Genomic DNA, 23,826 nt, shown 5'->3' with positions numbered 1-23,826 from the left:
TCTCTTACATCAGAAGGGTGACGGCAGAAAAGATGTGCTGACGGACAGGGCTGGGCCGGAGCTTTCCCCGGTGTAACGGGGGTGATCAAAGCCGGGTGTTTTTCAACAAAGAAAGATGGTTGGGACAGGAGGATTTGAACTTCCGCCAATGTAACGGGAGTGATCAAAACCAATGTCTTTTTAAGGATAAAAGTAGATGGCTGGGAGAGGCGAATTCGAACTTCCGCCATTATAACGGGAGTGATCAAAACCAGGTGTTTTTTTAACAACGAAAAGATGGCTGGGACAGGAGGGTTTGAACCTCCGCCATTATAACGGGCGTGATCAAAACCAGAGTCTTTTTTAAGGATAACAGTAGATGGCTGGGATAGGAGGATTCGAACTTCCGCCAATGTAACGGGAGTGATCAAAACCAGAGTCTTTTTTAAGGAGAAAAGTAGATGGCTGGGAGAGGCGAATTCGAACTTCCGCCATTATAACGGGAGTGATCAAAACCTGGGGCTTTTTTAAAGTAAATAAGAGATGGCTGGGATAGAAGGATTCGAACTTCCGCCAATGTAACGGGAGTGATCAAAACCAGTGTCTTTTTTAAGGAGAAAAGTAGATGGCTGGGATAGGAGGATTCGAACTTCCGCCATTATAACGGGAGTGATCAAAACCTGGGGCTTTTTAAAGTAAATAAGAGATGGCTGGGATAGGAGGATTCGAACTTCCGCCAATGTAACGGGAGTGATCAAAACCTGGGGCTTTTTAAAGTAAATAAGAGATGGCTGGGATAGGAGGATTCGAACTTCCGCCAATGTAACGGGAGTGATCAAAACCAGTGTCTTTTTTAAGGAGAAAAGTAGATGGCTGGGATAGGAGGATTCGAACTTCCGCCAATGTAACGGGAGTGATCAAAACCTGGGGCTTTTTAAAGTAAATAAGAGATGGCTGGGATAGGAGGATTCGAACTTCCGCCATTATAACGGGAGTGATCAAAACCTGGGGCTTTTTAAAGTAAATAAGAGATGGCTGGGATAGGAGGATTCGAACTTCCGCCAATGTAACGGGAGTGATCAAAACCTGGGGCTTTTTAAAGTAAATAAGAGATGGCTGGGATAGGAGGATTCGAACTTCCGCCAATGTAACGGGAGTGATCAAAACCAGTGTCTTTTTTAAGGAGAAAAGTAGATGGCTGGGATAGGAGGATTCGAACCTCCGCATGACGGGATCAAAACCCGTTGCCTTACCGCTTGGCGATATCCCAACACTGGGTAAGATGCTTATGGTGATTTCATAAGCTGTTTATGGCTGGGATAGGAGGATTCGAACCTCCGCATGACGGGATCAAAACCCGTTGCCTTACCGCTTGGCGATATCCCAACTGCATAAACATGGTGGCAATAGCGGGACTCGAACCTGCGACCCTCGCATTATGAATGCGATGCTCTAACCAACTGAGCTATATTGCCAATTCAGAAAGCGTTGCCACTTTAAGAATGGCTGGGATAGGAGGATTCGAACCTCCGCATGACGGGATCAAAACCCGTTGCCTTACCGCTTGGCGATATCCCAGCAGAACGATAGGGGCATGGTGGCAATAGCGGGACTCGAACCTGCGACCCTCGCATTATGAATGCGATGCTCTAACCAGCTGAGCTATATTGCCTTAGCACTTATCGAGGTCGCGAATTATTCTCTTTTTTCATAGGTCTGTCAACTGATTAGGGGGCAAAAAACACGAATTTCTATGAGAAAAATGCGTGCTGCCAATCCGTCGTTTCAAGCAGGGCTCAGGAGGGCTTTTCAGTGGCTGCGGGGATCCGGATTCCGCCCACCCAGCGGGGCTGTTTCATCAGTGTGAGTGCATTTACTTCGCCCTTCAGTACCTGCCGGCCTGTGGGCGTGACTGAGAGTGTCTTTTGGGGCCATTCAGGGTGATCTGAGGTGATTCGGATAAGTGCTTCTGAGGTGTCTGTCAGCGCCCGGATAACCGACCAGAACATCAGGTCTCCAAGCCAGGGGAGGGGTTCTCTTTCGCGCATATAACAGGCGAACAGTTTTCCGGCTGTCAGGGTATCCGTTTCACTGAGGAGTTGCAGTGCGAGGCTGGCGGTCAGGCTCAGGCCGGTATGCGGATCGGGTAATTCTGCCAGATGGCGGTGCAGGGCTCTGGCCATTAGCGGCAGTGCCGGCGTACCTGTTCCGGCTAACCGGACCAGAGCCTCGGGGGACGCTGAGCAGAGCGCTTGCCAGGCGTTCTCCCCCAGCTGTAGCTGGGCGTTGCTGACCGGTGTGCGATGCTTGTCCCAAAGATAGCGAAACAGTTCAGGGGATAATTGCCCCAGACCAATGAAGTCGTTCACCCCGGGAACCCGGTCTACACAGATCAGCTCCAGCGGGGCATCCGGGGCATGGCGGAAAAAATAGCTAAGCAAAAAAGCGAGAATAAGCTGGTCGTAGCTGTCGTGCTCGAACCAGAGCACGACGTTTTGCCATTTTGCAGTCCCGGATCGGGCCTGAAATGCCTGCAGCGGGCCATAGGCTGCTTTGGCCTGCGCGGTGGCGTCTGCTAAATCAATGGAGTACGCGTCAGCCACATAGCGGCTGCGCATTTGTATGAGCTTCTCTATGGGAAGGTCCTGAACCGGCCCCTGACAGAAAGGATCAGTGAATGCCAGATATTCACCGCAAAAGCCTGCCAGCTGCAGGCCGTGCTGTATGTCGTGGCCACAGCGAATGTGCAGGGTGTCCGGTGTGTCCGGTGTCCGGGGTTCCAGTGTCAGGCTGTCGATATGGGCCTTCATGGCGGGCCAGCTGTCAAAGCCGTTTTCCCGGGCGATGATGAGTTGGCAGTGGCTCAGCTGAATCTGGCTGAGGAGTGATGCTGTTCGGGGATGGGCGTGGAAGCGCTGAATAGCATCGCTGTCTTGATTACGCACCTGTTTCAGTAATTCTTTAGCGCGTTTCTTTTGCTGTTCAAGGTTGAGCTTGCCATGAAAAATATCACGGGGACGGGCTGGTGGTGTGAGTGGCCGGTTGGCGTTAGCGTGCATAGATTGCTCCGAAATAGCATCATTCCTGCGTCCGCATGACAGGTGGATCAAAGCTGATCTCGGATCATTTATCTGTGGTGCAATCTGGGCGCAGCCCTTTCCGCGAACATGGGTGCCATCAGGCATAAATGCAATGTAATGGCGGTTGGGAGTGAAAGCAAGCCGGGTAGCGTTTGGCGGGGATAAAAAAAGCCCCGGGCATTGCTGCGCGGGGCCTTTCTGAATCAGTGATCAGACATTGAAACGGTAGTGAATGACATCGCCATCTTTGAGGATGTAGTCTTTACCTTCCAGACGCCATTTGCCGGCATCTTTAGAGCCCTGTTCGCCGTTGTGTTCGATGTAGTGATCATAGCTGATCACTTCGGCGCGGATGAAGCCTTTCTGGAAGTCGGTGTGGATAACACCGGCGCCTTCAGGCGCGGTTGCACCAATCTTAACAGTCCAGGCGCGGACTTCCTTAACACCGGCGGTGAAGTATGTCTGCAGGCCCAGCAGTTCGTAACCGGCACGGATCACGCGGTCCAGACCCGGTTCTTCCATGCCCATTTCCTGCAGGAATTCCAGCTTCTCTTCATCGTCCAGTTCGGAGATTTCCGCTTCCATCTTGTTGCAAATTGCAACCAGCTCGGCGTTTTCAGATTTGGCCAGTTCGCGTACTGCATCCAGGTGCGGATTGTTCTCAAAGCCTTCTTCATCAACGTTAGCGATGTACATGGTCGGCTTGGTTGTCAGCAGGTGGAAGGTTTTCAGGGTAACCTGCTCGTCATCACTCAGGTCCATGGCGCGGACCGGATGGCCTTCATCCAGATGTGGCTGCAGTTTTTCCAGCAGAGCTTTAGCTTTTACGGCTTCTTTGTCGCCGCCTTTGGCCAGTTTCTGAACCCGCTGGAGTTGCTTTTCAACAGACTCAAGGTCTGCCAGCGCCAGTTCGGTATTGATGATTTCAATATCGGCCAGCGGATCAATTTTGTTGGCTACGTGGATAACGTTTTCATCTTCAAAGCAGCGCACGACATGCGCGATCGCGTCGGTTTCACGGATGTTGTGCAGGAACTTGTTGCCCAGGCCTTCGCCTTTAGATGCACCGGCGACCAGGCCAGCGATATCAACGAATTCCATGGTGGTTGCCAGCACGCGTTCCGGCTTAACGATATCTGCCAGGGCGTCCAGACGCGGGTCCGGCATGGGGACAACGCCTGCATTCGGTTCGATGGTGCAGAACGGGAAGTTCTCAGCGCCAATACCGGCTTTCGTTAGAGCATTAAAGAGTGTCGATTTGCCGACGTTAGGCAGGCCAACAATGCCGCATTTGAAACCCATGACAGTATCCTGTAGTTAAAGATTTATGCTTTGAAAGAGTGCAAGGTGTTCATCGCTTTCAGCCAGTCGCCACTGCAGGCCTGTTCCAGTACCCGCAAGGCTTCATCGCTGGCGGCCTGAGTCAGGTCACGTTCGCTGGACGGTGCTTTTTTCAGCACGAATCCGCTGACCTGGCTGGCGCTGCCGGGATGGCCGATACCTAAGCGTAAACGGTAGAAATTCTTGTTGTTGCCCAGCTTGCTGATGATGTCCCGCAGACCGTTATGGCCACCGTGTCCGCCGCCCTGTTTGAGCTTGGCTACACCGGGTGGAAGGTCGAGTTCATCGTGGGCAACTAATATGCCTTCAGGGGGGATTTTATAGAAGTTGGCCAGTGCGCCAACCGCTTGCCCGCTGAGGTTCATAAAGGTGTTCGGGATCAGCAGGTGAACCGGTTGCTGGTTCAGCGTGGTTTTCCCGTAGAGACCGTGAAACTTATTTTCGGTCTTAAGAGGGGTCATTTGTCGCTCAGCGAGCTGAGCGACAAAATCAGCACCGGCATTGTGACGGGTCTGGTCGTACTGCTGTCCCGGGTTACCCAGGCCAACAATTAACTGAATCCGATCTTTCATGCCGGTACCTTTAGCAGGCTAAATTACTTAGCTGCTTTAGCACCACGTGGTGCGTAAGTCTGAGCGATGCCCTGATCGTGGTCAGCGCCGCGACGCAGCTGAACAATCTCAACGCCAGCAGGCATAGTGATGTCAGACAGGTGCAGGATCTGGCCCATTTCAACGCCGGACATATCAACTTCCAGAGCTTCTGGCAGTTTTTCTGGCAGACACAGAACCTGAACAGTGTTCTGCTGAACAGCGAATTTACCAGACGCTTTACCAGCCGGAGACTGAGCGAAGCCAGTGAAGTTCAGAGGAACCAGAATCTGGATCTTGTTGGACTTAGTGATGCGCTGGAAGTCAACGTGCATAACAGTGTTACGCGCCGGGTGACGCTGGAAGTCACGTACGATTACTTTTTCTTCTTTACCGTTCAGTTCCAGAGTCAGGATAGAAGAGAAGAAAGTAGGATCTTCGATCTGCTTAACCAGAGCACGGTTTTCCAGAGTGATGGAAACAGGCTTCTTGTTTTTAGCACCACCGTATACAACGGCAGGGATCATGCCAGCGTGACGCAGGCGGCGGCTCGCACCTTTCCCTTCGTCTGTACGGGCTTCAGCTTTGATTACGAAATCAGTCATTTTAATACCTTTAAACAGTAAAACTGCAAAATCCTTGCGACCAGGTCTTGCAGTCAGTTAAGCCAGTTGGCTAAGTTCCTTCCTTAATGGAAGGGGTGTTATCGGTGCCGTGTTCTTATCTGAACTCTTTAAGGTGTTCCTAGCGGAACTCCTAAGACGTTCCTAGCGGAACTCCTAAGACGTTCCTATCGGAACATGGCACTGATAGATTCTTCGTTGCAGACGCGGCGTACCGCTTCTGCCAGCATTGGCGCCAGCGTCAGCTGACGAATGCGGTCACACTTCTCACCAGCCGGTGACAGTGGAATGGTATCGGTAACAACCAACTCATCCAGTTCGGAGTTGTTGATGTTGTCGATAGCCGGGCCTGACAGCACAGGGTGAGTTGCGTAAGCAACAACCTTGGAAGCGCCGTTCTGTTTCAGGGCGCTTGCGGCTTTACACAGGGTGCCGGCGGTGTCACACATGTCGTCTACCAGAATGCAGGTACGACCCTGTACGTCACCGATAATGTTCATTACCTGGGCTTCGTTGGCTTTTTCACGACGCTTGTCGATGATTGCCAGATCGCAGTCCAGTTGTTTTGCTACAGCACGTGCACGTACCACGCCGCCTACGTCCGGGGATACAACCAGCGGATTTTCGTAGTTCTGACGGGCGATCTCGTCCAGCAGTACCGGAGAGCCGTAAACGTTATCCACAGGGATATCAAAGAAGCCCTGAATCTGGTCAGCGTGCAAGTCAACGGTCAGTACGCGGTCGATACCTACGCCTGCCAGCATGTCAGCAACAACTTTTGCACTGATTGCTACACGTGCGGAACGTGGACGACGGTCCTGACGGGCATAACCGTAGTACGGGATAACCGCCGTGATACGGGTAGCAGAACCGCGGCGCAGGGCGTCAGCCATGACAATCAGTTCCATCAGGTTGTCATTGGTGGGTGCGCAGGTCGATTGCAGAATGAAAACGTCTTTACCACGCGCGTTTTCATTGATTTCGACGTTTACTTCACCGTCACTAAACTTGGTGACTACTGCTTCGCCCATTGGGATATCTAGGCGTTCAACGACTTTCTCGGCAAGCTCTCGGTTGGCGTTGCCAGTGAAGACCATCATTTTAGGCACGGTGGTTACCTTCTCGGATGCTGTAGTGGTTAACAGAGATTCATTCATGTGATTTTGGCCTGGCAGTTGCTCAGTTAAACACTGAAACTGCAGAAATCTCTCATTATTGCCTGTTTCAGACCAGAGGCTTTGCCGCCGGCCAGCGGGGCACTGGGTTTGCTGCAGACTGAACACAAAAATAACCCCAACCCGTCTTTTATAAGGCAGGTAAAAGGTATCAGATGTCTTTAGCCGGAGATAATGCTGTGCACCATACTGAAAATTTCAGAGATGGCTGGGATAGGAGGATTCGAACCTCCGCATGACGGGATCAAAACCCGTTGCCTTACCGCTTGGCGATATCCCAACATTAACCCTTACAGGAACCAGGCCTGAATAACGGCGCACATTTTCTAGGAAGCGTGTTGTAAAGTCAATGCAAAACCGGGGGTTATCGTGACCCGATCTGCCACTCTTTAGCTATAAGGGTAATCCGCAGATTGCCCTGATTCAGGACGATTTTACCCGGCAGGGGAATGCCGTCCCGGGAGGTGTAGCGTAAGTAGTTAATCTGCCAGTTATTTTGTTGCAGAGACTTGAGTCTGTTGGTGTCAAAAACCGGCGTGTATTCGCTGCCCGGGGCTGGCTGACCTTTCATCCAGAAAGGCAGGTCATTCAGCGGAAAACGCCAGCCAAGCCGTTCTTCCATCAGCGCTTCCGGTGAGTTTGAGTAGATTGGGTCTTCGCCGGCGGCAAGGATTTCAATGCCCCGTGGGCTGCCGGTGATTCTGGCGCCCCCCTGACCGAGCGGGCCGGTCAGTTCGATGTTAAAGAATTCTTCCTGTTGCTGCCATGCCAGACTGGCGCTGTGCCGGGTTTTACTGTCACGGATGCCTGCTTTGCCGGTGACTTCCCAGGCGTCAATGGTTTGCAGTCTGGCCAGATGCTCTTCCCAACTGATGCCTGTGTCTGTTACCGGTTCGGGTTCCGGCGTCAGCGAAGAGCAGGCAGAAAGGGTAATGGCCAGAAAAACAGTTAACAGGGCACGGAACAGCATGAGTGTATGTCTCGTCAGCGTGGGGAATGGTCAGTAAAAGCCTGAGGAGTACTCAGGCTGTTAATCAGGCTTATGGTCAGTTAGCCGCGGTCTGGCCAATGGCTTCGGCGGCTTCCAGAATGTACAGGTTATCCGGATGTTCAGCCTGGCTTTTCTCCAGCAGTTTCATTGCTTCTGCCACCTGACCTTCAGCAAAGTAGACCTGGATCAGGTGACCGGCAACTTCTGCATCCGGGTACATTTCGTAGGCACGTTCCAGGAACGGCAGGGCTTCTTCATTGCGGTTCAGCTTGTAAAGAATCCAGCCCATGCTGTCCAGCACGGCGGCATCGTCAGGGGTAATTTCCAGCGCCTGTCTGATCAGCTCAAGGGCTTCATCATAGCGGTCGGTATACAGGGTAAGTGTGTAGCCCAGGGCATTCATCGCCATACTGTTATCCGGGTCCAGCTCCAGCACTTTACGCAGGTCCTGTTCCATCAGTTTGAAATCCTGGGCAGACATCATCATTGCCCGGGCGTACAGCAGGGCGATATCTTCTTCATCTTCCTGCAGGGCTTCGTCCAGTAAATTGATGGCCGCGCCTTTATAGTCGTGCAGATCCAGCCATTCCGCTTCGATGATAAAAATCTGTACGGCCCGCTCCGGGATGGCGTTGCGGGCATCGAGCATGATTTTCTGCAGCTGTTGCCGTTTGTCGGCGTTGTCCAGCAGATCTGAAATTCTGCTCAGTGCCGGCAGCAGGTTATTGGGATCTTTTACCTTGCTGAAATATTCCAGCGCCTGCTCATCGTTTTCACGCTGCAGTTCAATCAGCCCGAGATAATAGTAGGGGGTTGTGTTCTGCGGGTAGCGCACCAGTATTTTTTTGAAAACCGCTTCGCTTTCATCCACCAGATCTTTTTCGAGCATCAGTAATGCCAGGTAAAAGCCCAACTGAGGTTCGGCGCGGCGAAGTTCCAGTAACAGGTTTGCCTGTTTAACGGCTTTTTTGTTCTGGTTGTCCTGAAACAGTAACTGGATATACAGCGTGCGCAGTTGCTGTTCGGGCTGTTTGCCTTCAACGACGTTTTTCAGTAACGCGAGGGCCTGTTTAGTTTTGCCCTGCTGGCGCAGCAGTTCAGCTTTCTGGAACAGGGCACCGTGGTGTTTGGGCGACAGTTTGATTGCCTTGTCAAAGGCCTTTTCTGCGGCTTCCGGCTGGTCGTTACTTTTATACAGAATACCCAGGGTGGTCAGCAGGGTTGCGTTGGCTGTATCAGTATTCTTCGTGCTGAGTACGTCGATATATGCCTGACGTTCGTCCTGGCTGAGTTTGCCTGAACTGTTGGCAATCATTTGCAGCGTTTGCGGGTTGCTGTGATCAAGTGCTTTGTTCAGTAACGGCAGGGCGTGGTCAAAGTCACCCTGTTGCAGCAGGATGCTGGCGGAAATCTGATAAGGCTCCGGGTTATCCGGTTCTGCTTCCTGCCAGAGGTTGGCAGCTTCCAGAATGCGCTTGGGCTGATTCATATATTGGGCAATATAGGTTGCACGTTTGGCGATTGCCGGGTCTTTGGTCAGCCGGGACTGGCGCATGTAATTAGCCAGTGATAACTCGAACTGTTCTTCCTGGCCAGCCAGTTCAGCGATGATCAGGTCATAGAGGGTTTCCCGGTTCAGTTCGCCGGGTGTGTATTCAATGGCAGCTAAATCGGTCTGACGGCTCTGCAACAGGCTGTCAGGCTGGGACGGCTGCTGTGCACAGCCGCTGATCAGCAGGCCGGCAAGTGCCATTGCGCCGGCGGTTTTGCCGGGCAGGGAGCGCAGTACCGCGCCGGATAGTTGTGACACCGCCAGGCGGTATGGAAGAAACCTGGTTCTGAATTGTGTATTCACTATATATAGTTGCCTTACTGATTAGTGTCTGTCGGGTCCCTTGTAAGCGTCCTGTATAGCATACGGGGCTTATCGACACGTTTTGCAGAGTCCGTTTATTGTGATCACTATAGATGAATCCAGACTGAGTTGTCATGTCTGAGAAAGTGTCTATAAGCTGCATTTCTGCTTAGTAGACCACAAAACTTGTGTCAGGGTTGCACTCAGATCAAGAAAAATCTTCTTGTTTGTTGTTAGGCTTTTAACCTTTTAAACAATAAGGTGTATTATGACGCGCTTATTTGTGCCGGCGGCTGTTGTTGCGGGCGTCAGATACAGGCTTCATATCGATCTTAAACAGGGGTGGCGTTTACCTCCATGGCTTTGTTGGCACTGGGAATAAATCATAAGACAGCTTCTGTCGCAGTTCGTGAAAAAGTAGCCTTTGCTCCGGAGCAGATGGCCGATGCGCTGTCACAGGCCTGTCAGGTCGCAAAACTTCGCGAAGCAGTGATTTTGTCGACCTGTAACCGAACCGAACTGTACTGTTCTACTCAGCTGGAAGGCACCCGTGCCTTACTTGAATGGCTGGGGGATTACCATCAACTGGACGCAGACGAGCTCCAGCAGGCCAGTTATGCTCACTGGGATCAGGATGCTGCACAGCATATGATGCGCGTCGCCAGCGGGCTGGATTCGCTGGTGCTGGGCGAACCGCAAATTCTGGGTCAGCTCAAATCTGCCTATGCGGTATCGCAGGAAGTCGGCGTGGTGGGGGCGGAACTGTCCCGGCTGTTCCAGCAAACTTTCTCTGTGGCGAAAAGAGTACGTACTGATACGGCGATCGGTGAAAACCCGGTGTCGGTTGCGTATGCGTCCGTCAGCCTGGCGCAACATATATTTGCTGATCTGAGTACCAGTAAGGCGCTGCTGATCGGCGCCGGTGAAACCATTGAGCTGGTGGCCCGGCACCTGAAAGAAGCCGGCGTGAGTGACATGACGGTCGCAAACCGTACGCTGGTGCGGGCTGAAACACTGGCTGAGAGTTTTAATGCCAAAGCGATTCTCCTCGGAGATATTCCTGAAGCGCTGGAAGATGCAGACATTGTGATTGCGTCCACCGCCAGCCAGTTACCGATTCTGGGTAAGGGAGCGGTGGAAGCCGCGCTGAAAAAGCGTAAACACCGGCCTATCTTTATGGTGGATATTGCGGTTCCGCGGGATATCGAACCCCAGGTGTCTGAACTGGATGACGTGTATCTTTACACCGTTGATGATTTGCGTGAAGTGATCGAAGAGAACGTCCGCAGCCGTGAATCAGCCGCCCGTGAAGCGGAGGCAATGGTTGCTGTCGGGGCCACTGAGTTTATGCGCCAGCTGCGTTCGCTGGAAGCGGTCGGTACGGTGATGGCGGTGCGTAATCAGGCGGATAAACTGCGTCAGCAGGAGCTCGATAAGGCGATGAAGCAATTGTCTAACGGCAAAGATGCTGAAACGGTGCTGGCCAACCTGGCCCGTGGCCTGACCAATAAATTAATTCACCACCCGACGGTTCAGCTGCGCCAGGCCAGCGCTGAAGGGCGGACAGAAATGCTTGATATTGCCCAGCAGTTATTTCAGCTGGAAGAACAACGACAAGAAGATTAAACATGAAAGCGTCAATTTTAACCAAACTGGAAACACTGGCCGATCGCTACGAAGAGCTGGCGGCCCTGCTGGGTGATGCAGGGGTTATCGGTAACCAGGATCAGTTCCGTGCCTACTCGATGGAGTATGCGGAAATTGAACCGGTTGTGCAGTGTTTTCAGGGGTATCAGAGTGCTCAGGGTGATCTGGAAGAAGCGCTGCTGATGCAGGACGATTCCGATCCGGATATGCGCGAAATGGCCAAAGAAGAAGTGGCCGGTGCCAAGCAGCAGATTGAAGAACTGGAAGGCCAGCTGCAGATTTTGCTGTTGCCGAAAGATCCGAACGATGCCCGTAACGTCTTTCTGGAAGTCCGTGCCGGGACCGGCGGCGACGAGGCGGCTATTTTCTCCGGCGATCTGTTCCGCATGTATTCCCGCTTTGCAGAAACCCAGGGCTGGAAGGTTGAAGTGGTCAGTGCCAACGAAGGTGAGCACGGCGGCTATAAAGAGATTATTACCCGGATCATAGGTAAAGATGTGTATTCCCGTCTGAAGTTTGAATCCGGCGCGCACCGGGTGCAGCGGGTGCCTGAGACTGAATCTCAGGGCCGTATCCATACGTCTGCCTGTACGGTTGCGATCATGGCGGAAATGGATGAAGCGGATGCCATCGAAATTAACAAAGCTGATCTGCGGGTGGATACCTTCCGGGCCTCCGGTGCCGGTGGTCAGCACGTCAACAAAACCGACTCTGCAATTCGTCTGACCCATATCCCGACCGGGGTGGTGGTTGAGTGTCAGGAGGAACGTTCCCAGCATAAAAACCGTGCCAAGGCGATGTCATTACTGGCATCCCGTCTACAGGCGGCGGAGCAGGAGCGGCATGCGGCAGAGCAGGCCAGCACCCGTAAAAGCCTGGTGGGCAGCGGTGACCGTTCAGAGCGTATCCGTACCTATAACTATCCACAGGGCCGGGTAACCGATCACCGTATTAACCTGACGCTTTATAAACTGTCTGAAGTAATGGAAGGGGCGCTGGGGCAGGTGGTTGATCCGCTGGTGAATGAATATCAGGCGGAACAGCTGGGCGCTCTGTCTGCTGAAAACTGATGCCTGATATCCGCCAGGCATTACAACGCAGTGTTGATCTGGAAGCGCTGAGCGAGTCAGCGCGACTGGATGTCGAACTGTTGTTATGTCACGTATTAGATAAATCCCGAACCTATCTGATGATGCACCCTGATGCTGTGCTCTCCGCTGAGCAGCAGGTGCAGCTTGAAGCGCTGTTGCAACGGCGTATTCAGGGTGAGCCGGTTGCGCATTTACTGGGCCAGTGGAGTTTCTGGAGTTTTGATCTGGCGGTGAATGCCAGCACGCTGATTCCCCGGCCGGATACCGAATGTGTGGTTGAAAAAGCACTGGAGCTGTTGCCTGCGGGGCCGGCAAAGGTTGCAGATCTGGGCACGGGCACCGGTGCGATTGCGCTGGCGCTGGCCACTGAACGGCCAGCGTGGCAGGTGTTTGCGGTGGATTTTGTGGCAGACGCCGCAGAATTAGCGGAACAGAACCGCCGTTCGCTGGGTCTTAGTAATGTTACCGTGCTACAGGGTAGCTGGCTGGAACCGGTCTCTGAAGATTTACATATGGTGGTGAGTAACCCGCCTTATATTGATCCTGAAGACCCTCATCTGGCGCAGGGGGATGTTCGTTTTGAACCCCGCTCGGCGTTGGTGGCGGATGATCATGGTCTGGCCGATATCCGGACCATCTCAGCGCAGGCCTGGAAACAGTTGCATAACGAAGGCTGGCTGCTGTTTGAGCATGGTTATGATCAGGCGGCCGCCGTGCAGGGCATTTTGCAGGCGCAGGGATATTCACAAGTGGCGTCCGCACAGGATCTGGCCGGTAATGACCGGATGACCTGGGGACGTAAGCGGTTGATCTTATAGCGGCGTAGAGGATTCTGATGTTAGATGATGCGCAATTATTGCGATACAGCCGGCAGATTATGTTGCCGGAAGTGGAAATTGGCGGACAGGAAGCCTGGCTGAATGCAAGGGTACTGGTATTAGGCGTTGGTGGCCTGGGCAGTCCGGTTGCGATGTATCTGGCGGCAGCAGGCGTCGGTAAGCTGATTCTGGTGGATGACGACAAGGTTGAACTGACCAATTTACAGCGTCAGATTGCCCATGGCACCGAAGATATTGGCAACGCGAAAGTTGCCTCTGCGGCGGCCACGCTGGCATCGATTAACCCGGACATTGACGTCGAGACGGTTGAACAGCGCCTGAGCCCTGATGATCTGGGTGAATGGGTGCAAAAAGTGGATCTGGTACTGGATTGCACGGACAATTTTGATACCCGCTTTGGTGTCAATCAGGCTTGTGTAACCCATAAAAAGCCACTAGTCTCCGGGTCAGCTATACGCCTCGAAGGGCAGGTTGCGGTGTTTGATCCGCGACAGGATGATTCACCCTGCTACCGGTGTTTGTACCGTGAAGGCAGCGATGAAAACCTGACCTGTTCTGAAAGCGGTGTACTGGCACCATTGGTGGGCATTATCGGTTCTGTCCAGGCAATGGAAGCGTTGAAGGTTCTGGCCAGTGTCGGTACCCCACTGGTAGGTAAGTTACTGTTACTGGACGCGCGTTACATGGAGTGGCGCAGTCTGAAGTTAAAACGCGATCCGCAGTGTCCCTGCTGTGGAAACAATGACCGGAAGGAAGGTTGAGTGATGGATACAATACGTTCTGTATTAACCAGTGCCAAAACAATTGCGATGGTGGGTGCGAGCCCGAAAGCACACCGCGCCAGCAATCAGGTCATGCACTTCCTGCTTTCTAAAGGCTACAACGTTATCCCGGTTAACCCGAACAAGGTTGGCGAAGAAATTCATGGTCAGACCGTGGTTGCCAGCCTGGCTGACATCAATGAGCCAATCGATCTGGTGGATATCTTCCGTAACTCAGTTGAAGCGGGCGATGCCGTGGATGAAGCCATTGCGGTGAATGCCAAAGCGGTGTGGATGCAACTGGGTGTGATTAACGAACCGGCTGCCGCCAAGGCTGCTGCGGCAGGTTTGCAGGTGGTGATGGATAAGTGTCCGGCCATTGAGCTGCCCCGCCTGGAATTGCCACAAAGCGCATAATTCTGTGTGACCGGCTGCTGTGACGCCACAGCAGTCGTCAGTTTTTTTAATTTCCTGCCATTTTTCAGATATTCGTTATTATTCCCTGTTTTGTGTGAGTATTTTGAAGTGATTCCGCTGGAAACCACCGGTTCAGCAGGTAGACTATTGCGCTTTACAGACTAATTTAAGATATCGGAAAGACATATGACTATCGAACGCCTGGAAACTCAGCAGCGCATGAGCCGCATTGTGAAGCATAACGGTACAGTTTACCTGTGTGGTCAGGTGGCTGCAGACGCCTCTGCAGACATTAAAGAACAGACCCAGACCATGCTGGATAAAGTGGATGCTCTGCTGGAACAGGCTGGCAGCGATCGTGAGAACATGTTGTCTGCCACTATCTATGTGCGTGATATGAAAGATTTCGCCGCCATGAACGAAGTATGGGATGCCTGGGTACCGGCTGGCCACGCACCGGCACGTGCCTGTGTTGAAGCCCGCATGGCCCGCCCTGAACTGCTGGTTGAAATCTCAGTGGTTGCTGCTGAAAAGCAGTAAACAATTGCGAGCGGTTCCTGAAACGCCCTGGCCTGTGCCGGGGCGTTTTCGTTTTCTGACTGTGAAATTTTTAGGGCAGTGGGCTGGTAACAGACAGTCGAGCGGGTAGACTGTCGGCCTTTGACTGATAATTTACAGACTTCGGAAAGCACTATGACTATTGAACGCCAGGATACCAACGAACGCTCCAGCCGCATTGTAATTCACAACGACACCATTTACCTGTGTGGTCAGGTGGCGGCGGATGCCTCTGCCGGTATCCAGGAGCAGACCCAGAGCACACTGGATAAGGTTGAAGCATTGTTGGCGCAGGCTGGCAGTGATCTTGAACACATCCTGTCTGCCACGATTTACCTGCGGGATATGAAAGATTTCGCCGCGATGAACGAAATCTGGAACGCCTGGGTACCAACCGGTTTTGCGCCGGCACGTGCCTGCGTGGAGGCACGTATGGCCCGTCAGGAATTGCTGTTTGAAATCTCAGTGATTGCAGCGGTTAAAAAGTAAAACTGCGATTGAGTCACAGATAACGCCCCGGTTGTTACCGGGGCGTTTTTGTTTGTGGCGCAGGTACTCAGCCCATCATCAGACGCCGTACCCGTAAGTCTTCGGCGCAGCGTTTGGCATATGTAAACATTGCCGTGGGGTATAGCTCCGGAGAAAGGCCGTCCGGGGTCAGGTCGCTGTTAATCAGTAACTGAATCAAATTCTGATCTTCCAGTAACAGGGCGTAATGCAGCAGATTGTATCCCTGCTGGTCAGTGCAGTGCAGATCAGCGCCCTGTTCCGCCAGACGGCTGATATGTAGCGTCAGTGGGCTGACCTTATACACCAGACATGCCAGCAGGGCGGTTTCCGGAAGCTGGTCATTCAGATTATCCGGTTCAGGACAGGCGCCGTTTTGCAACAGTGCACTGATCAGCGCCAGGCTCTGTTCCTGTTGCAGGGCCAGATACAGCAGTGGCTGCTGTTGGCTGTCAGTAATATTGGCGGACATGCCTGTCTGAAGAAGCTGTTCCAGCACTTTTGGCTGGTTGCTGAGAATGGCCAGTTCCTGCGGGGATACACAACCAGCGTCAGGGTCATCCAGCAGCACTGTCTGCGCATCGCTCCCCAGTTTTTCCAGTTGTTTTTTCACCGCCATGATATCGCCGTCAACAATACTCTGGCGTAATTTGTGCTGCCGGCGCTGTTTGAAATATTGCATATCAATTTCGCTGCATTCGGGTGGGCCTGTTGCCGCTAAGCCATGATTTCAGGCTTAAAAACATGGTACATGGGCGCATCTTTGCTATTACTACAATAACAATAGATTGGAGTAGTACTATGAGTGATGACATAAAGACCAGTTATAAGATTGGTCAGGATAATATCACGCCCTTCGGACTGGATATCCATAATCCGGTGTTTTTAATCTCAGGACTGAGCATTGTTGCCTTTGTTTTAATTACCCTGATGTTTCAGGAAGGGGCGGCGGCATTCTTCGGCTGGTTGCGTCCGGCAATTACCAGTACCTTCGACTGGTTCTTCCTTTCAGCGGCCAATATTTTTGTCTTATTCGGTTTTTTGCTGGTGGTAACGCCGCTGGGTAAAGTGCGGCTGGGCGGTCAGGATGCCACTCCGGATTTCAGCTATATCGGCTGGTTTGCCATGCTGTTTGCCGCCGGTATGGGGATTGGTCTGATGTTCTTCGGTGTATCTGAACCGATTTCCCATTTTGGCTCTTCCATGGGCGGCGTGGCCGTGGGGGAAAACGGTGTACGGACAGACTGGGCACCGCTGGGTGCGGCTGCCGGAGACGTCGCTGCCGCCCGGGATCTGGCTATGGCAGCAACCATCTTTCACTGGGGGCTGCACCCCTGGGCGATTTACGCGGTGGTGGCACTGGCGCTGGCATTCTTCGCCTATAACCATAACTTACCCCTGACACTCAGGTCGGCGTTTTATCCCTTATTAGGCGAACGGGTCTGGGGCTTCTGGGGGCATCTGATTGATACGCTGGCGGTATTCGCCACCCTGTTCGGGCTGACAACGTCGCTGGGCTTCGGGACGAAGCAGGCGTTGTCCGGCTTTAATTATCTGTTTGGCTGGGGCACAGGTTCAGTGGCAATTGTGGTGCTGGTAACTGTGATTACGGCCATCGCGATCGTATCAGTGATACGGGGTCTGGACGGCGGTGTGAAGGTGCTGTCTGAGCTGAATATGGGGCTGGCGCTGTTACTGCTGCTGGTGATCATGCTTGTGGGCCCGACCGGTGACATTATGACGGCGATTTTTTCCGGCGGTGCTGCCTACGTGAAAGAGGTCGTCTGGCTGTCGATGCCATTTGGCCGTGAGGATACCAACTTCGCGCAGGGCTGGACCTCGTTTTACTGGGCCTGGTGGATTTCCTGGTCGCCATTTGTCGGTATGTTCATTGCCCGGGTATCCCGGGGGCGGACCGTGCGGGAGTTTGTTCTGTGCGTGATCTTTATTCCGACTTTGCTGTGTATCGCCTGGATGGGCGCCTTTGGCGGGACTGCGATCAGCCAGGTGGTGGCTGATGCCAGTGCACCTGTTGCGGCGGTTGCGCAGGAGCTGAAGCTGTTTGAAATGGTGCAGGGCTTCCCGTTCAGCGCGTTACTCTCGATGGTGGGCATCGTACTTGTGCTGGTGTTCTTTATTACTTCATCGGATTCCGGTTCGCTGGTCATCGACTCAATTACCGCCGGTGGTAAGAATGATGCACCGGTCTCCCAGCGGGTATTCTGGTGCTCGTTTGAGGGTATCGTGGCGATTGTACTCTTGCTGGTCGGTGGTTCAGAGGCGCTGGGTGCTTTACAGGCAATGGCCGTCTCCACCGGTTTGCCATTCACTGTAGTGTTGCTGGCAATGTGCATCAGCCTGTATATGGGGCTGAGGAAAGCCAGTAAGGAGTTATAAACTGTGACAGAAAAAAACAGGCCCGGTGAATACCGGGCCTGTGTGTTTCAGGTGTGTTTTTAACCTGACCTTTTGGTCGAGCTCTTTAACCGAGCCCTTTAACCGAGCCCTTTAACCGAGCTTTATCGCGTTGCTGTTGCTGTCAGTTTTGATGCTGATGGCAATGGCTTTCGAGGTGGGTGTAAAGCTGCGGTCGCCGTAGCTGTCCAGCGGTACCAGTGGGTTGGTTTCCGGATAGTAGGCTGCCATGTTGCCTTTCGGAATGTCGTAGGCAACGGCTTTAAAGCCGTTCACAGAACGCTCACTGCCATCATGCCAGTGGGATGTCAGGGTGATTTCCTGTTCCGGGTTCAGGCCCAGTTTGTCCATGTCTTCCTGATGCATGAAGACCACTTTACGGATGCCTTTCACACCCCGGTAGCGGTCGTTATAGCCGTATACGGTGGTGTTGTACTGGTCGTGGGAACGTAAGGTCTGCAGCGTGAAAATATCAGTGCCTTCGGGAGCCGTTTGCTGCTGGATCTGATCAGCGATCAGCTGTTCCGGCAGCGGGTTGCTCATGACGTTGGCGCGGCGGTTTTCGGTCATCCAGATCCGCTGTGCCGCAGTGTTGCCCAGATAGAAACCGCCCGGCTGTTCCAGACGTTCATTGAAGTCGTGGAATCCGGGAACGCAGGCTTCAATCAGCTTACGGATACGGTCGTTGTCTTCCGCCAGGTGCAGCCAGTCAACCGGGTGATTGCCCAGGGTTTTCTGTGCGATATTCGCGATGATGTTTACTTCAGACTTCAGTTGGTCGCTGGCCGGTGGCAGTACGCCGCCGGAGCTGTGCACCATACACATGGAGTCTTCAACGGTGATGCGTTGCTCGCCGGCCACCGTCTGGTCTACCTCGGTGCGGCCCAGACATGGCAGGATCAGGGAATCTTCACCGGGTGTCAGGTGGCAGCGGTTCAGCTTGGTGCTGATATTCACTGTCAGATTACAGTTACGCAGTGCCTGACGGGTAGCGTCGGTGTCGGACATCGCTGCCGCAAAGTTGCCACCCATGCCGATGAAGACTTTACTCTCACCGTTCAGCATGGCCTGGACCGCCTGAATGGCATTGTGGCCGCGCTCCCGTGGCATCGGTGTTTTGAAGACAGCTTCCATTTTGTCGATCAGTGGCTTAGGGGCTTTCTCGTCGATACCGACGGTACGGTCGCCCTGTACGTTACTGTGACCCCGTACCGGGCAGGCACCGGCGCCGGGCTTACCGATGTTACCGCGTAACAGCAACAGGTTAACAATTTCCTGCAGGATCATGACGGAATGTTTGTGCTGGGTCAGGCCCATGGCCCAGCTGCAGATGACCCGTTCAGCGCGGGCGTAGATGCCGGCAACTTTGAACATGTCTTCGCGGCTGATGCCGGACTGTTCTTCCAGAACCGTCCAGTCAGACTCTTTTACCAGTGCCAGATAAGCATCAACACCTTCGGCGTGCTGAGTCAGGAAGTGGTGGTCCAGCAGGCTGTTTTTGCCCATGGACTGACGTTCTGCATCCAGTTCCAGCAGGGCTTTGACTATGCCCCGTACCAAGGCCATGTCGCCGCCCAGTTTAGGCGTGTAGTAGTGCTTGCTGATTTCGGTATAGCCGTTGGTCAGCATTTCCATCGGTTTTTGTGGGTTGGTAAAACGCTCCAGACCCCGTTCCCGCAGGTTGTTGAAGCTGACAATCGTCGCACCACGCTTGGAGGCCTGACGCAGGGTGTCGAGCATCCGCGGATGGTTGGTTCCCGGATTCTGACCGAATACGAAGATGGCATCTGCCTGGGCAAAGTCATCCATGGTAACGGTGCCTTTACCGACGCCAATGGTTTCCTTCAGGGCAACACCGCTGGCTTCGTGGCACATATTGGAGCAATCCGGGAAGTTGTTGGTGCCGTAGCTGCGCACAAACAACTGATACAGGAAGGCTGCTTCGTTGCTGGCCCGGCCTGAAGTATAAAATTCTGCCTGATCCGGGTTGTCCAGCGCATTCAGGTGACGGGCAATCAGCTGGAAAGCTGCATCCCAACTGACCGGCTCATAGCGGTCGGTGTCGCGGTTGTAACGCATTGGTTCCGTCAGACGGCCCTGGTATTCCAGGAAATAATCACTCTGGGTATCCAGATAGCTGACGGTATTTTTGGCAAAAAAGTCCGCGCCGACTTTTTTCGCAGTGGCTTCCCAGTTAACCGCTTTGGCGCCGTTTTCGCAGAAGCTGACTTTATGGCCGGATTTCTGATCACCCCAGGCACAGCCCGGGCAGTCAAAGCCTTTATGCTGGTTGGTGCGCATCAGACTGCGAATGTTTTTTACCGGGTTCTCGCTTTTCAGCAAGTGCCTGGATGTACTGGCGAGCGCCCCCCAGCCACCGGCTGAGCCTTTATAGGTGGCGATCTTCTTTTTGGCCATTTTTGTTCCTTTAGGAATTATTATTGCCGTGTAAAACGGCTAAGCATAGAAATGGCGCTACTTGTACAGAAACTTGAAGAGTTTTGCAAATGATAATTATTATTAATAAAGCTTATGTCGTGACAAAAAAAGTTTTTGTCGGTAAGAAAACGCTTTATAAACCATCTGCGACCTAAGTGTGACAGGAGCGTCAGAGGAAAGGATGTGACCGGCGGTGATAACGCCGGTCAGGAAGACGGATCAGGTATCTTTACGGATGTTATCCTGGAACGCCTGGGGAATGCCGGTGACTTTCCGGGCTTCGTAATCAAAAAACACAATGCCGGTTTTGGCGTGGGCGATTTCGACGGCGGTTTGCTTGTTGGTTAACAGATAATAGATGTCGCAGCCGTATTTGTTAAAGTCCTCCACGGCGATATCTATCTGAATCTGTTCGCCGTGAAAGCCTTCTGCTTTATATACAATGGCTGAATCGGTCATGATGATGCCTAAGCCTTCAACATCCATCTCGGTGTAATTAAAGCCGGCCAGATAACGGACTCTGGCTTCGTGAATCATAGCGAGAACGGCGTCATTGCCTAAATGTCCGCCGTAGTTAATGTCACTGATCCGCACCGGCATATCGGTGCTGAAGCTGTAGTTGTCGGGCATGTCTATTTTTATACGGGCCATAAGTAAACTCCGTGCAGAATAGTGTTCCCCTGACGTTATGTGTTTTCCATCTGCACCAGTACCTGATGCATAGCACCGGTGAGAATCGCCAGGTCCTCATTACTCATAATATAGGGTGGCATCACATATACCAGCTTACCAAATGGTCTGACCCACACGCCAGCGTCAACAAATGCCTGTTGAATGCGGCGGGCATCTACCGGCTGTTTCATCTCGACGACACCGATCGCCCCCAGACAGCGGACTTCCGCAACTGAGTGCAGCTCCCTGCAGGGGGCAAGTCCCTGTTCGAGCTGTTGCTGAATGCGTTGAGTGTTGGTTTTCCAGTCGGATTCACGTAACAGCTTCAGGCTGGTGTTTGCAACCGCACAGGCCAGCGGGTTACCCATGAACGTCGGGCCGTGCATGAAACAGCCGGCACCGCCGGATGAGATGGTTTCGCCGATGTGGCTGGTGGTCAGGGTGGCGGCCAGGGTCATATATCCCCCGGTAATCGCTTTGCCCAGACACATGATGTCCGGGGCAATGCCCGCATGATCACAGGCAAACAGGGCACCGCTGCGGGCAAAGCCGGTGGCAATTTCATCGGCGATCAGCAGCACATCATACTCATCACATAGATGACGGGCGGTTTTCAGATATTCAGGTGAATAGAAGCGCATACCGCCGGCCCCCTGAACGATGGGTTCCAGTATCAGGGCAGCGATGTCTTCATGGTGTGCTTCGAACAGACGCTTCAGTTCTGCGCAGTCGTTTTCATCCCATTCTTCGTCAAAGCCGGTTTGTGGCGGGGGGGCAAAGAAGTGCTGAGGCAGGACTTCGGTGAAGATTTCGTGCATGCCGTTGACCGGATCACACACGGACATCGCACCGAAAGTGTCGCCGTGATAGCCGTTACGGATGGTCAGTAATCGGTGTTTGGTATTGGTTTTGCCTTCGTGGGCCCGGCGGGCATGCCAGTATTGAATGGCCATTTTAATGGCCACTTCAACGGCCACTGAGCCTGAATCTGCCAGAAATACCTTATCCAGATTAGCCGGTGTCATTTCCACCAGTTGTCTGGCCAGCTCGATGGCCGGCTGGTGGGTAATGCCGCCGAACATCACATGGGACATTTTATCAATTTGCTGATGAGCCGCCTGGTTCAGTTCAGGATGGTTATAACCGTGAATTACAGACCACCAGGAGGCCATGCCGTCGATCAGTTCGCGGCCGTCTTCCAGTGTGATGCGTACGCCTTCAGCGGATACCACCGGGTACATTGATGGCGGGCTGATCATAGAGGAATACGGGTGCCAGATATGCTGCTGGTCGAAACTGAGGTCTGCTGCGGTGATAGATGTCATGACGGTAATCCGGTTATTCAGGCGGGCAGGGGTAATGCGCCAAAAAAGAAACTGGCGCTATTACAGCGGGCTTTCACAGAGAAAGCAAACCGCAACCTTTCCGATCAGGGCTTAGCGTAAAACGAAATACAGGGTGGCGGGAATAAACAGCAGTGCACCAATATTGCCAATCAGTACGATGGAAGCAACCTGCCGGGGTTCCTGATTAAACTGCTCCGCCACAATGTAATTCAGGACCGCCGGGGGCAGTGCGCCGAAAAGCAGCAGATAGGCGTACTGTTCACCTTCCAGTTGTAACAGTGGCTGAAGCAGTAACGCAATCAGAATGCCTGCCGCCGGGCAGAGAACGGCGCCGAGCACACCGATTCGCCAGGCGCTGAAGTCCACGTCAATCAGACGCACGCCGAGAGTAAACAGCAGCAGGGGAATGGAGATCTGTCCGAGCATGTCCAGCGCGGTCGCTATGCCGGCGGGCATGGTCAGTTCCAGACTGCTCCAGCTCAGGCCGGCTATCGTCGCAATAATGATGGGCATCCGCAGCAACTTCAGCGGGTTGGTCCGCGGGTCCATCATGTAAATGCCGACAGTGAAGTGCAGGGTCATTTCCACAATGAATAACACCACGGCTGCGGGCAGGGCATATTCGCCGAAGGCCAGCAGGATCAGCGGCAGGCCGAGATTGCCGCTATTACTGAACATCATCGGTGGCAGAAAGGTTTTTGGTGCAATCTTAAGCAGTTTACACAGGGGCCAGAGAATCAGTCCGGAACCAAGAATAACCAGCGCAGCGCCCAGTGCCAGGGTTTTAAATGCGGGTAAATCGAATGACTTGGCCGACAGTACAAAGAACAGCAGCGCCGGCACGAAAATATCCATGTTGAGCTGGTTGGCCAGCCGCATATCCGGATTTTTCAGCCGGCCATAAAGGTAGCCGGAAAGCACGATGGTAAACAGCGGGAAAACCGTCAGAAAGATCCGTTCTGCCAGTGCGTAGGAGTCGGTCATTGATCAGCTTTCCAGCATGAAGGTGACCGGGCCGTCATTGGTCAGGCTGACCTGCATGTCCGCGCCGAACTGGCCGGTACCTACTTCATGATGCAGTTCACGGGCCTGCTTGACGAAGTAGTCATACAGTTCTTCACCTAATTGCGGAGAGGCACCGGATGAAAAGCCCGGGCGCATGCCTTTACGGGTGTCTGCGACCAGCGTGAACTGAGAAACCACCAGTAAACCACCTTCGGCCTGTTGCAGGTTGAGGTTCATCTTGCCATCGGCATCGGAAAAGATCCGGTAACCGAGCACTTTCTTCAGGAGTTTATCGGCATCGGCGGTGGTGTCGGTCCGTTCAACGCCGAGCAGTACCAGCATACCGGGGCCGATTTCACCGTGGCGCTCACCGTGAATGTCTACCGCTGCTGATGTAACCCGCTGGATAAGTGCTTTCATAGCCGTGCCTTGTATTTGTTATCAGAAAGTCAGGGAAGGCATGGTAGTGGTTTCAGTCGGGCCTGGCCAGTGAGT

Annotated in this window: 21 protein-coding genes and 6 tRNA genes; 8 read left to right on the top strand and 19 right to left on the bottom strand. The window is 53.2% G+C overall.

The genetic code is table 11. The annotated features are described in order from the left end of the window. Positions 1-1,174 precede the first annotated feature (1,174 nt). The 13 genes from PCI15_RS18865 to PCI15_RS18805 form a co-directional block, all read right to left on the bottom strand. A tRNA-Gln gene (locus tag PCI15_RS18865) sits at positions 1,175-1,249 on the bottom strand. Between the two features lie 41 nt (positions 1,250-1,290). After that, positions 1,291-1,365: transfer RNA gene (locus tag PCI15_RS18860), tRNA-Gln, on the bottom strand. A gap of 12 nt (positions 1,366-1,377) precedes the next feature. After that, positions 1,378-1,454, bottom strand: a tRNA-Met gene (locus PCI15_RS18855). A 28-nt stretch (positions 1,455-1,482) separates the two neighbouring features. Further along, a tRNA-Gln gene (locus PCI15_RS18850) sits at positions 1,483-1,557 on the bottom strand. Between the two features lie 17 nt (positions 1,558-1,574). After that, a tRNA-Met gene (locus tag PCI15_RS18845) sits at positions 1,575-1,651 on the bottom strand. A 124-nt stretch (positions 1,652-1,775) separates the two neighbouring features. After that, entirely contained in the window at positions 1,776-3,038 is a 1,263-nt protein-coding gene (locus tag PCI15_RS18840) for a DUF1835 domain-containing protein (protein WP_271271454.1), read from the bottom strand. Positions 3,039-3,269: 231 nt separating this feature from the next. Beyond that, complete coding sequence (gene ychF, locus PCI15_RS18835) at positions 3,270-4,361, bottom strand: redox-regulated ATPase YchF (RefSeq protein WP_271271453.1); 1,092 nt, start codon at positions 4,359-4,361, stop codon at positions 3,270-3,272. A 23-nt stretch (positions 4,362-4,384) separates the two neighbouring features. Continuing rightward, on the bottom strand, positions 4,385-4,972 hold the full coding sequence (gene pth / locus PCI15_RS18830; RefSeq protein WP_271271452.1) for an aminoacyl-tRNA hydrolase: 588 nt from the start codon (positions 4,970-4,972) through the stop codon (positions 4,385-4,387). Between the two features lie 23 nt (positions 4,973-4,995). Then, positions 4,996-5,595 carry a 50S ribosomal protein L25/general stress protein Ctc gene (locus PCI15_RS18825; protein WP_271271451.1) on the bottom strand — a complete coding sequence of 200 codons (600 nt, stop codon included), beginning with the start codon at positions 5,593-5,595 and terminating at the stop codon, positions 4,996-4,998. 185 nt (positions 5,596-5,780) lie between these two features. Beyond that, on the bottom strand, positions 5,781-6,722 hold the full coding sequence (locus PCI15_RS18820) for a ribose-phosphate pyrophosphokinase (RefSeq protein WP_271274657.1): 942 nt from the start codon (positions 6,720-6,722) through the stop codon (positions 5,781-5,783). A 271-nt stretch (positions 6,723-6,993) separates the two neighbouring features. Then, positions 6,994-7,068 (bottom strand) — tRNA-Gln (locus tag PCI15_RS18815). A gap of 84 nt (positions 7,069-7,152) precedes the next feature. After that, on the bottom strand, positions 7,153-7,758 hold the full coding sequence (lolB, locus tag PCI15_RS18810; RefSeq protein WP_271271450.1) for a lipoprotein insertase outer membrane protein LolB: 606 nt from the start codon (positions 7,756-7,758) through the stop codon (positions 7,153-7,155). Between the two features lie 76 nt (positions 7,759-7,834). Beyond that, on the bottom strand, positions 7,835-9,589 hold the full coding sequence (locus PCI15_RS18805; protein WP_271271449.1) for a tetratricopeptide repeat protein: 1,755 nt from the start codon (positions 9,587-9,589) through the stop codon (positions 7,835-7,837). A 402-nt stretch (positions 9,590-9,991) separates the two neighbouring features. Here PCI15_RS18805 and hemA point away from each other — a divergent pair, with 402 nt between their 5' ends. The 7 genes from hemA to PCI15_RS18770 all read left to right on the top strand — a co-directional run bounded on the left by hemA (position 9,992) and on the right by PCI15_RS18770 (position 15,436). Continuing rightward, a complete protein-coding gene (gene hemA / locus PCI15_RS18800) occupies positions 9,992-11,260 on the top strand; it encodes a glutamyl-tRNA reductase (RefSeq protein WP_271271448.1) in 1,269 nt (422 codons plus the stop codon). 2 nt (positions 11,261-11,262) lie between these two features. Then, a complete protein-coding gene (gene prfA, locus PCI15_RS18795) occupies positions 11,263-12,351 on the top strand; it encodes a peptide chain release factor 1 (RefSeq protein ID WP_271271447.1) in 1,089 nt (362 codons plus the stop codon). Then, positions 12,351-13,190 carry a peptide chain release factor N(5)-glutamine methyltransferase gene (prmC, locus tag PCI15_RS18790; protein WP_271271446.1) on the top strand — a complete coding sequence of 280 codons (840 nt, stop codon included), beginning with the start codon at positions 12,351-12,353 and terminating at the stop codon, positions 13,188-13,190. The genes prfA and prmC overlap by 1 nt, the downstream gene beginning before the upstream one ends. Positions 13,191-13,207: 17 nt before the next feature. Further along, positions 13,208-13,972 (top strand): HesA/MoeB/ThiF family protein, encoded by a 765-nt coding sequence (locus tag PCI15_RS18785; protein WP_271271445.1) that lies wholly within the window; start codon positions 13,208-13,210, stop codon positions 13,970-13,972. Positions 13,973-13,975: 3 nt separating this feature from the next. Then, on the top strand, positions 13,976-14,389 hold the full coding sequence (locus tag PCI15_RS18780; protein ID WP_376787825.1) for a CoA-binding protein: 414 nt from the start codon (positions 13,976-13,978) through the stop codon (positions 14,387-14,389). Between the two features lie 186 nt (positions 14,390-14,575). Further along, complete coding sequence (locus tag PCI15_RS18775) at positions 14,576-14,929, top strand: RidA family protein (protein WP_271271443.1); 354 nt, start codon at positions 14,576-14,578, stop codon at positions 14,927-14,929. Between the two features lie 153 nt (positions 14,930-15,082). Beyond that, entirely contained in the window at positions 15,083-15,436 is a 354-nt protein-coding gene (locus tag PCI15_RS18770) for a RidA family protein (RefSeq protein ID WP_271271442.1), read from the top strand. Between the two features lie 67 nt (positions 15,437-15,503). On the opposite strand, the gene PCI15_RS18765 is transcribed toward PCI15_RS18770, so the two are convergent. Then, entirely contained in the window at positions 15,504-16,136 is a 633-nt protein-coding gene (locus PCI15_RS18765; RefSeq protein WP_271271441.1) for an ankyrin repeat domain-containing protein, read from the bottom strand. Between the two features lie 119 nt (positions 16,137-16,255). Here PCI15_RS18765 and PCI15_RS18760 point away from each other — a divergent pair, with 119 nt between their 5' ends. Beyond that, positions 16,256-17,851 carry a BCCT family transporter gene (locus tag PCI15_RS18760; protein WP_271271440.1) on the top strand — a complete coding sequence of 532 codons (1,596 nt, stop codon included), beginning with the start codon at positions 16,256-16,258 and terminating at the stop codon, positions 17,849-17,851. A gap of 111 nt (positions 17,852-17,962) precedes the next feature. Here the strand turns inward: PCI15_RS18760 and PCI15_RS18755 are convergent, their stop codons facing one another. The 5 genes from PCI15_RS18755 to dtd form a co-directional block, all read right to left on the bottom strand. After that, the gene (locus PCI15_RS18755; protein WP_271271439.1) at positions 17,963-20,287 is read right to left on the bottom strand and encodes an FdhF/YdeP family oxidoreductase; all 2,325 of its coding nucleotides are present in this window, start codon (positions 20,285-20,287) and stop codon (positions 17,963-17,965) included. Positions 20,288-20,527: 240 nt separating this feature from the next. Next, entirely contained in the window at positions 20,528-20,959 is a 432-nt protein-coding gene (locus PCI15_RS18750; protein ID WP_271271438.1) for an acyl-CoA thioesterase, read from the bottom strand. A 35-nt stretch (positions 20,960-20,994) separates the two neighbouring features. Further along, positions 20,995-22,305 (bottom strand): adenosylmethionine--8-amino-7-oxononanoate transaminase, encoded by a 1,311-nt coding sequence (gene bioA / locus PCI15_RS18745; protein WP_271271437.1) that lies wholly within the window; start codon positions 22,303-22,305, stop codon positions 20,995-20,997. 111 nt (positions 22,306-22,416) lie between these two features. Next, entirely contained in the window at positions 22,417-23,310 is an 894-nt protein-coding gene (locus tag PCI15_RS18740; RefSeq protein ID WP_271271436.1) for an AEC family transporter, read from the bottom strand. Between the two features lie 3 nt (positions 23,311-23,313). Further along, on the bottom strand, positions 23,314-23,751 hold the full coding sequence (dtd, locus tag PCI15_RS18735) for a D-aminoacyl-tRNA deacylase (protein ID WP_271271435.1): 438 nt from the start codon (positions 23,749-23,751) through the stop codon (positions 23,314-23,316). Positions 23,752-23,826 lie beyond the last annotated feature (75 nt).

The sequence above is a fragment of the Aliamphritea hakodatensis genome (genome assembly GCF_024347195.1).
GTDB lineage: Bacteria > Pseudomonadota > Gammaproteobacteria > Pseudomonadales > Balneatricaceae > Amphritea > Amphritea hakodatensis.
Note: the sequence above shows the minus strand (reverse complement) of the source record. Positions and strands in the feature narration are given on the sequence as shown.